Genomic DNA, 9696 nt, shown 5'->3' with positions numbered 1-9696 from the left:
CGTGAGGAACGCGATCTGCGAGGCCAGGCCCGCCGTGTTCCCGGCCAACGCCGCCCATTTGGCCGCGCGCACGCTGGACCGCCAGGACTCGGCGGATGTGGCGGTTGCTGATCGCGGCCCACCGGCAGGCCGGTGACCCGGTGGCGGCCCGGCACGCGGAGCGCCGGCACGCGCAGATGCTGGACACCCTGGGTGTCGTTTGACGGCACCCGGCTCAGCGCCGTTTGAAGAACTCGACCTCGGCGAAGGCGAGATACCGGCCGGCCCCGCCCCCGTACGCGCCCTGGACCGTGAGCCGGACGCGGACGGCATCGCTGACGGCCAGGTGGAAGCGCTGCCCTCCCGGCACGTCGGCCAGCCGGACGTCCCTGACCGTCGTCCGGCCGTCCTTCGAGGTGACGGTCACCAGCAGGCGGCTGGGCCGCGCCTGGGTGAGGAACTTCTCGGCCACAGGAGAGCTGCCGGGATGGACGACGAGATCGAGCAGGCGGACGGGTTCGCCGAACGTGGCCTCCAGATACTCCCCTTCGGCGACACCGGGGTGCGCGGGTGTCCAGTACTTGTCCGTGGTCCCGTCCACGGCGAGTTTGGCCGGGTGCTGTTTCCCTGCACTCGATGCCGTCACCTTCACCGCATGCATCTGCTCGGTCTTCGACGTCCGGTCCCGTACGGCCTCCAGCGCGCGGCCGGCCTCGCCGCGAAAGGCGTACCCGACCGCCACGAGGACGCACAGGACCAGCAGAGGCAGGACGAACCGCGGCCGCCGCCACTGCCGGCGCGGTGGCCGCTCCCCGGCGACGGGCTTCGGCCTGGGGCGGCGTGTGAACAGCCGCCGCCACCAGGGCGGCCGGGGTACGACAGGGGCGTCCGCGAGGGAGGCACCGCAGCGCCGGCAGTAGCGCCTCGTCGGCACGTTTCCGCTGCCGCACTGGCCGCAGATGAGGTCCCCGGCCTGTGGCGGCGGTTCAGCGGCGTCCCCGTGCCGCGACGGCGGCGGCATCGGACGGCCGGGCTCCTCGACATGAGGCTGCACGGCGCGCAGGGGCGGGGCGGTGGGCCTCGGCGGGACGGTCGGCCCGCTCGCCTGGGCGGCGGGTTCCTCCCGAAGCACGGCGACGTCCGGCCCCGTCGGAGCCGCAGCGGCACCGTCCGGCTGTGCCGCGGCTGCCTGAGGGTTCGGCTGGGCCCACTCGAGGAAGGCCCCGCAGGCGCCGCAGAACTGCTCGCCGGGATCACACCGATTCCCGCACACTGCGCAGTTGACCACGAACCCCTCACCCCTTCCGCAACCCATGCTGCGACAGGCGGCGCCTGCCGCACACGCCTGCAAGGGCAACCACCGAAGCGCCCGCCGCTGCCCTTTCGGGCGTCGTACGGCGACCTGAGCAGGGCGAGGCCGTGAGCGAGGTGCACCTCTTGGCGCAGGGGCCGCGAGATGCTCCGTCGCCCACCGCCTGGCTCAGCGTTCCAGTACCAGCGCCAGGCCCTGCCCGACACCGATGCACAGTGCGGCCAGACCCGTGCCCGAGCCCTCCTCGGCGAGCTGGTGGGCGACCGCTCCGGTGATGCGGGCGCCGGAGGCGCCGAGGGGATGCCCGATGGCGATGGCGCCGCCCCTCGGGTTGAGCAGGCCCGGGTCGAGGCGGGGCAAGGCCGCCAGGCAGCCCAACGCCTGTGCGGCATAAGCCTCGTTGAGCTCGACGGTGTGCAGGTCGCCGAAGTCCCGTCCGGCCTTCGCCAGGGCCTTGCGGATGGCCTCCACCGGGCCGAGACCGAAGTACTGCGGCTCGATGCCGGTCACGGCGGCGGCCCGGATCCTGGCGAGCGGCTCACGGCCGATCTCGGCCAGCCCGGCCTCGTCGGCCAGGAGCAGGGCTGCCGCACCGTCGTTGAGGGGCGAGGCATTGCCCGCGGTGACCGTACCGCCCTCACGGAAGACGGGCTTGAGGCGGGCCAGCGCCTCGAGGGACGTGGTGTCCCGGATTCCCTCGTCACGAGGCAGCTCCACACCGTCGACGGGGACCACCTCGGCGTCGTAGGCACCGTCCTTCCACGCCCGCGCGGCCCTCTCGTGACTGGCGAGCGCGAAGACGTCCTGGGCCTCGCGGGTGATCCCGTACTCGTCGGCGATCAGCTCGGCGGTCTCGCCGAGCGGGATGGTCCATTCCTTCGGCATGCGCGGATTGACCATCCGCCAGCCCAGGGTGGTGGAGTAGAGCTCCTGGTTGCCGACCGGGAAGGCCCGGTCCGGTTTGGGCAGGACCCAGGGGGCGCGGCTCATGGACTCCACTCCGCCTGCTACGGCGATGGAGGCATCGCCGAGCGCCACTGCACGGGCGGCCTGGATGACGGCCTCCATCCCCGAGCCGCACAGCCGGTTGACGGTGGCTCCGGGGACCGTGACGGGCAGGCCGGCCAGCAGGACGGCCATGCGGGCGACATCGCGGTTCTCCTCTCCGGCGCCGTTGGCGTTTCCGAAGAGCACATCGCCGATGAGGCCCGGGTCCAGGGCGGGGCTGCGGTCGAGCAGAGCGCGCAGCACGCCTGCGGCGAGGTCGTCGGGGCGCACTGAGGACAGCGCCCCGCCATAGCGGCCGATCGGTGTACGGACGGCGTCGACGACGTAGACGTCCCTCAGGCGCTCGTTCATCGGGACTCCTTTGTGAGGGGGAGGGAAAATCGGGGGGATGCCGGCCCGCCGGTCCGGGCGCTGTCCTGGAATCCCGGCCGGCGGGCGATCAGGGGGGCTGGTCAGCCGATTGGGTCAGGCACGCGTACGCGCGCGGCGGTACGGCGGACGACGTCGTCCGCGCTGACGCCGGGAGCCGTCTCGACGAGGACGAGACCGTCCTCGGTGACGTCCAGGACGCCGAGGTCGGTGATGATGCGGTCGACGCATGCCCTGCCGGTCAGGGGCAGGGTGCAGGCCTCGACGACCTTCGGGCTGCCGTCCTTGGCGCAGTGGTCCATCACGACGATCACCCGCCGGGCACCGTGGATGAGGTCCATCGCACCGCCCATGCCCTTCACCATCTTGCCCGGGATCATCCAGTTGGCGAGGTCCCCGGCGGCGGAGACCTGCATGGCCCCCAGAATCGCGGCGTCGATGTGACCGCCCCGGATCATCCCGAAGGAGAGTGACGAGTCGAAGAAGCTCGCGCCCGGCAGCACCGTGACCGTCTCCTTACCCGCGTTGATGAGGTCCGGGTCCACGTGCGCGTCGGCCGGGTAAGGGCCGACCCCGAGGATGCCGTTCTCCGACTGGAGCACCACGTGCACCCCCTCGGCGATGTGCTCGGGCACCAGCGTGGGCAGCCCGATGCCGAGGTTCACGTAATCGCCGTCCTGGATTTCGGCCGCCGCGCGTGCGGCCATCTCGTCCCTGGTCCATGCCATCAGAGCCGCACCGTCCCTCGTGCCGGAGGCGCGGAAACAGTGCGCCGTTCGATCTGCTTGTCCGCTGCCTGCTCCGGCGTCAGTTCGACCACTCGCTGGACGAAGACTCCGGGGAGATGGATCTCGTCCGGGTCCAGCTCGCCGGGCTCGACCAGCTGCTCCACTTCGGCGACGGTGACGCGGCCGGCCATGGCGGCGAGCGGGTTGAAGTTGCGGGCCGAGCGGTGGAAGACGAGATTGCCGTGGCGGTCGCCCTTGGCGGCGCGGACGAGTGCGAAGTCGGTGGTGATGCCGTGCTCGAGCACGTAACGCCGGCCGTCGAACTCGCGTATCTCCTTGGGCGGTGAGGCGACTGCCACAGTGCCGTCGGGCGCGTAGCGCCAGGGCAGGCCGCCCTCGGCGACCTGGGTGCCGACACCGGCGGGGGTGAAGAAGGCGGGGATGCCGCAGCCGCCGGCTCGCAGGCGCTCGGCGAGCGTGCCCTGCGGCGTGAGCTCGACCAGTAGCTCCCCGGAGAGGTACTGGCGGGCGAACTCCTTGTTGTCGCCGACGTATGAGCCGGTGACTCGGGAGATGCGACCCGCGGCGAGGAGGATGCCGAGGCCGCCGCCGTCCACGCCGCAGTTGTTCGACACCACGCTCAGCCCGCTCGCGCCGGTCGCGTACAGCGCCCGGATCAGCACATTCGGGACTCCGCTGAGGCCGAAGCCGCCTACGGCCAACGACGCTCCGTGCGTGACGCCGGCCAGCGCCTCCTCGGCGGTGGCAACCACCTTGTCCATGTGCACCGCACTCCGTTCGGGTCCGGCAGATCGCCGGACCGGCGTCTGCCTTGATTCGTGTGGTCCTGTGTGGGGCCTGTGTCGCGCCGTCAACGCTGGAGCACGGTCCTCAACGCGCCGAGCAGCTCGGCGTGGGCCGAGGAGCCGGCCTCCGGCGCTGCAGCGGATCGCCAGGCGATGTGTCCGTCCGGGCGGACGAGCAGGCACCCGTCCTCGGCCATCTCCGATGTCCGGCGCCACTCGCCGTAGGCGTCGCGGCTGTTCCTGGAGCCGATGCGCACACACTTCAGCGGAATTCCCAGGGTGTCCCCGCATTCGGCGGCGGCGGCCTCCCACACGCCACCGGACAGCCCGGTCACCAGAGTGAAGGTCCCCTTGCCCACGACGTCCAGCGTGGACAGGCGGTGGCCGTTGCTGTCGACGAGCCAGGCGTGCGGGAGTTTGGCGCCGGGACGGGTCGAGGGCTGGTGCATCAGTTCCGGGTCCCCTGCCCACACCTCGGCGGGGTCGGTGTCCTGGATGACCGCTGTGGAGACATAGCGCTGGTTCATCTCGACACCGTGGGCGTTGAACTCGTAGTTCTTCAGCTGGATGGCTTCCTCCAGCGCCTGCCGCCGCTTCGTGCCGTCGGCCGTCTCGCTGCGGCACGCGGCGAGACCGTCCGCGATGTCGTCCTCCTCGCTGTACCCGTCGAGGCCCAGGGCCTGGAAGATCGGGCCGAACTGGTCGCGGCTCAGGTTGGCGCGATCGACGATCTGATTGCCGACCGGTGCCCGCTCCGCGGTGTAGGTGTCAAGGAGTCCCGGCCCGGCCTGACCACGGATGACCATGGCGAGCTTCCAGGCCAGGTTGTACGAGTCCTGGATCGAGGTGTTGGAACCGAGACCGTTGGACGGCGGGTGCCGGTGCACCGCGTCTCCTGCGCAGAAGACACGCCCGGCCGAGTACGTCGTGGCGTAGCTGTGGTTGACCGTCCACAGCGAGCTCGACGTGATCTCGACGGGAATGTCCCGGTCGCCGATGAGGTCGTGGACGAGGTCCCGAGCGGTCGCCTCGTCCATCTGGGGCGGGGGCTGGTCGATGTCGTACCCCCACACCAGCAGCCACTCGTTCCATGGCCGCACCATGCGCACCAGGCCCATACCGATGCCGCCCATGTGGGCGCCGGGACGCATCACCCAGTACAGAACGCTCGGGCGGTGGGCCACATACCGAGACAGGTCGGCCTTGAAGGTGATGTTCATGCTGCCGGCCTTGCCACTCTGCCCGGCGATCGGCAGCCCGATCTGCTCCGCCACCTTGCTGCGGCTGCCGTCCGCACCGATCAGATAGCGGGCCCGCACGGTGAACTCGTCTCCGCGCACCCGGTCCCGGAGCCGGGCGGTGACGCCGTCGGCGTCCTGCTCCAGGCTGAGGAACTCGGTGTCGAAGCGGACCTTGGCTCCCCGCGCCGCGGCGTTGTTCACCAGGACCGGTTCCAGAAGGGTCTGCGGAAGGTCGATCATCTGCGCGGGGCTGGCGGCACCGTACTCGGTGGCCGCGTGCGGGCCGGTGCCCCAGCTGCGGATCCGGCCGATCTCCTCGCCGGCCAGGGCGGTGCACAGGACTGTGTCGCCCATGAGCTCGGCGGGGCTGCCGGCCGCGGCGGCTTCGGCGTCGACGCCGAGGTCGCGCAGCACCTCCATGGTGCGCTGGTTGGTGATGTGCGCGCGGGGGGTGTTGGCCAGCCAGCCGTACTTGGTGACGAGCAGGGTGCGTATGCCGTAGGTGGCCAGAAGCAGGGCCGCGGATCCGCCGGCGGGGCCGCTGCCGACCACAAGGACATCGGTGTCGTAGGCGTGGGTTGATTCCATGGGACTGCTCCTCGTCAGCTTGCCGGTGCGTCGGCGAGGCGGGCGATGCGGAAGGTGAACTGCAGGCTGCGCCATTCCCCGTCGACGGCACGGCCGTCCGGGGTCGGGCCGGTGCGGGGCGCGAAGTCGACGACCAGGCCCTCCTTGACGCCGAACACGGTGTCGGAGTCCATGTAGGGGCCGCCCTTCACGAACAACTGGGTGACCAGGCGACGGTGGCCGGGTGCGGAGATCATGAAGTGGAGGTGGGGGGCACGGTAGGGGTGGCGGTTGACGGCCTTGAGCATCTGTCCCACCGGCCCGTCGTCCGGGATCGGATACTCGGCCGGCAGGATCGTCCAGAAGCGCAGCCGTCCCTGGTCGTCCGTGCGCAGGCGCCCCCGTAGCACCGGGCCTTCGCACTCGGGCAGCTGGACGTCGTAGAACCCGTCCTTGTTGGCCTGCCACACATCCACGACGGCATCCGGGACGGGCAGGCCGTCGGTGTCCGTGATGCGGATGTCGGCCCACAGCGGAGTGCCGGCCACGCCCTGCGAGATGTCGGCGCCGTGTGCGGTCTCCGGCGGCCCGTCGGTGTAGAACGGCCCGAGAACCGCCGACGGTGTGGTCTGCGGGGTGCGCGAGTTGGTGAGCAGATCGACGATGCTGGACACGCCGAGCGTGTCGGACAGCAGCACGAACTCCTGGCGGGTGCTGGTGCAGAGCTGCCCCGTACGGGTCAGGAAGTCGATCGCGTACTGCCACTCGGACTCGGTGACGTCGTTGCTCGTCACGAAGTGATGCAGGTGCCGTACGAGGTCACCGAGCAGCTGCCCGACCCGTGGATCAGGTGCGTCGGCGAAGCTCGCCACCACCTGATCGGTCAGGCGCTCCAGGTCCGCGGTCGCCCCGGGTGCCGAGGGGGCCGAGGGGGCCTGCACCGCGGGAACTGCCGGACGGCGACCCTGCCAGGCATCGCGCAGCAGGCTCTCGATGCCCTGGGACGTCAGCTCCCGGGGGTTGGGGTACGGCGTGGCGGTGGCCATGCGCGCGGCCTGGGGCAGGTCCTTTTCCGCCATGCCCAGGTCGGCCAGGGAGGTGGGGCCGCCCAGGGAGCTGATCAGGTCGAACAGTCCGCTCGCGGCGTCCGCCACGCCGAGTGCGTCGGCGATGCGGCTCATGACGTCCCTGGCGGCAGGTGCGTTGTAGGCCATGGCGTGCGGGAGGACCACCGCGTGTGTTTCGGCGTGCGGCAGTCCGAACGCCCCGCCCAGCGTGTGGCACAGCTTGTGGTGCAGCCCCATGCCGACGGAGGCGAGGCAGGTACCGGCCAGCCATGCGGCATGCAGCAGATCGGCTCGTGCCGCGGTGTCGGACGGCTCGGCGACGAGAGACGGCAGGGCCCGGGCGATTCTGGCGATCGCGTCGAGCGCCATGGCGTCGACGACCGGGTTCGCCTGTGGCGAGTAGAGGGCCTCGACGGCGTGGGCCAAGGCGTTGATGGCGCTGGTGACCGACATGTCCACCGGCAGGTTCCGGGTGAACTCCACGTCGTAGACGACGGTCTCCGGCAGGATCGCGGGCGAGGACACCGTGGTCTTGCGCCCGTCCTGTGTCTCCCCCAGCACAGGGGTGACCTCGGAGCCCGCGTAGGTGGTGGGGAGGATCAGCTGCGGCAGATCGGTGCGGAGCGCCAGTGCCTTGGCCAGCCCTGTCGTGGATCCGCCGCCGACGGCCACCAGACAGTCGGCGGAGTGCTCCCGGAGCACGTCGAGCGCTCGCTCCGTGACCTCCACCGGAGTGTGCATCGCGGCATCGCCGAATTCCGCCACCGTGAGGTCCCCGAGGAGGTCACGCACTCGTGCGGCGGCCTTGGCCACGGGCGGACTGGACAGGAGGAGGACGCGGGAACAGCCGAGCCGCTCGACTTCGTCGCGGACCTGGGCGACCGTTCCGGTGCCGAAGATGACCCGCGAGGGGTGGGAGGTGTAGACGAAGTTCCTCATCGCATTCCGCCTTCGCGTGTGCCGTGGGTTCCTGGACGTCTGCCACCGAGTGTCGAGGTCCCGGCGCTTCGTTTCCTGCACGTTTCACGCGTATTTCTGCAGGATCGGAGCGGGGCCGTGGTCCTGAGGAGTCGCGGTGGCCTTGGGGCGTACCGGGATGGCCAGGGCGGCGGGCGGCAGTGGGTGGCGGGCTGCTGGCAGTTGCAGTCGGCCGTCGGCATTCGGCATTCGGCAGTTGGGAGTGGGCGGCGGGCGGCGTCAACGTCGGCGGGCGGGCCCCGAATCGAAGGTCAGCCCGCCCTGCGGCAGGCGGCAGGGGTCGTGCCCAACTTGGCACGCATCACCCGCGTCAGATGTTCCTGGTGGGAGAAGCCGCAGCGGACGGCCACCTCGGCGATGGGCAGCGTCGTGGTGCGCAGCAGTCTGCGTGCGTGGTCCAGCCGCAGCTGCAGCAGGAACTGGTGGGGGGACTTCCCGGTGCTGGTTCTGAACTGCCGGCTGAACTGGCTCGTGCTCAAACCGGTGGCCGAGGCCAGGTCGGCGACGGGCAGCGGCTCGGAGATCCGGGACTCCATCAACTCGCGCGCGGACGTGAGCTGATGACCGGTCAGACCCGACACCGCGCTGTCCCGGTCCACGGGCCGGCCGGCCGTGTGTGCGCGGGCGAGCTGAGCGGCGAGCATGCCGACGAGGTGGTCGACGTAGGTCCGGTCGGAGGGCTCGTGGCGCCGCACGACGCCGTCCAGGGCCAGGACCAGTTGCTCGATCAGGGGGTCCGAGCCGCCCAGTTCCTCGGCGAGTTCCACCCTCCTGCTGTCAGCGTGCGCCTCCTGCAGGACCGAGTCGGTGAGGTACAGGTGCACGGTGTCGAGCGCCCCTTGGAGCTCAACGTCGAGCGCGTGCCCCGCGGGGTGAAGGAAGATCCCCCCGGCAGGAATCCGCCCGCTCCGCGTCGACCGGCCCGTGCGGCGCCGGACGGTCACCGGTCCGCCCAGGTGAAGGATCAGCAGGTGGGTGGGGGCCGCGTCGAAAATCGCGTGGTACGACCGTTCCCGCTGGGTGGAGACATACACGTGCTCCCATCCCAGGCCCGAGCTGGTCCGGTCCGGGCTCACCCAGGACTGGCGCAGGATGCCGCCGGTGTCGAGGATCCCCAGCTCAGACATCGTTGCGCCCGAGGTCGAAGGTGGTCATGCGAGCCTCCCGTACGGTGCGCGGTCCAGTCCATATAATTGAACGTGCAACCACTGTGGCGGATTCCCTACCCGCCCGCAGGATGGTTCCGTGTCGGGGCCTCTCGGTTCGCGCACGCTGTCAGGCGGGCGTTACTCCCGGTGTACGGATCGCCGCAGCGGATGACGCCGAGCCTGCCGCCTCGACGCCGCGGTCGGCGTCGCCCCGCCTGCCTTGAGCCCTGGCGGAGGGGCCGCCCTGGTCACCGCGGTCCTGTTCGGCACGACCTTCATCGGCGTCAGCGCGTTGCCGCTGCGGGTTCTGCACGACGCCCGTGGTGTTCCGCAGGAACCAACGGGGGTCGTCCCAGCGGTGTGAGCCATCCTCGTGCTCCCGGCCCCAGGAACGGTGTCCATCCTTGATCTTGCGTGGGTATCCCCGGCTTCAGCCGGGGAGGGAAACGCATCCTTGGCGCGGAGGTGCGAAGCGCCGGAGTTCTCTTCGTTG

At 70.9% G+C, this 9696-nt stretch carries 7 protein-coding genes; all 7 read right to left on the bottom strand.

The features are described from left to right. Window positions 1-214: 214 nt before the first annotated feature. Complete coding sequence (locus ACWCXB_RS36225; RefSeq protein ID WP_450728701.1) at window positions 215-1267, bottom strand: NADase-type glycan-binding domain-containing protein; 1053 nt, start codon at window positions 1265-1267, stop codon at window positions 215-217. A 192-nt stretch (window positions 1268-1459) separates the two neighbouring features. Then, window positions 1460-2650, bottom strand: coding sequence for a thiolase family protein (locus tag ACWCXB_RS36220; RefSeq protein WP_450728700.1), 1191 nt, complete (start codon window positions 2648-2650; stop codon window positions 1460-1462). A 101-nt stretch (window positions 2651-2751) separates the two neighbouring features. Further along, window positions 2752-3396: a CoA transferase subunit B gene (locus tag ACWCXB_RS36215; protein ID WP_450728698.1), complete on the bottom strand. Its 645-nt coding sequence runs from the start codon at window positions 3394-3396 to the stop codon at window positions 2752-2754. Further along, a complete protein-coding gene (locus ACWCXB_RS36210; protein ID WP_450728696.1) occupies window positions 3396-4178 on the bottom strand; it encodes a CoA transferase subunit A in 783 nt (260 codons plus the stop codon). The genes ACWCXB_RS36215 and ACWCXB_RS36210 overlap by 1 nt, the downstream gene beginning before the upstream one ends. An 89-nt stretch (window positions 4179-4267) precedes the next feature. Continuing rightward, on the bottom strand, window positions 4268-6031 hold the full coding sequence (locus ACWCXB_RS36205) for an FAD-dependent oxidoreductase (protein WP_450728694.1): 1764 nt from the start codon (window positions 6029-6031) through the stop codon (window positions 4268-4270). Window positions 6032-6045: 14 nt separating this feature from the next. Then, the gene (locus tag ACWCXB_RS36200; protein ID WP_450728692.1) at window positions 6046-8016 is read right to left on the bottom strand and encodes a maleylacetate reductase and hydroxyquinol 1,2-dioxygenase domain-containing protein; all 1971 of its coding nucleotides are present in this window, start codon (window positions 8014-8016) and stop codon (window positions 6046-6048) included. A gap of 290 nt (window positions 8017-8306) precedes the next feature. Then, entirely contained in the window at window positions 8307-9182 is an 876-nt protein-coding gene (locus tag ACWCXB_RS36195; protein WP_450728690.1) for a helix-turn-helix domain-containing protein, read from the bottom strand. Window positions 9183-9696: the final 514 nt, after the last annotated feature.

The sequence above is a fragment of the Streptomyces sp. NPDC001514 genome, from assembly GCF_053597075.1.
This window is presented reverse-complemented; position numbering and strand designations above follow the sequence as displayed.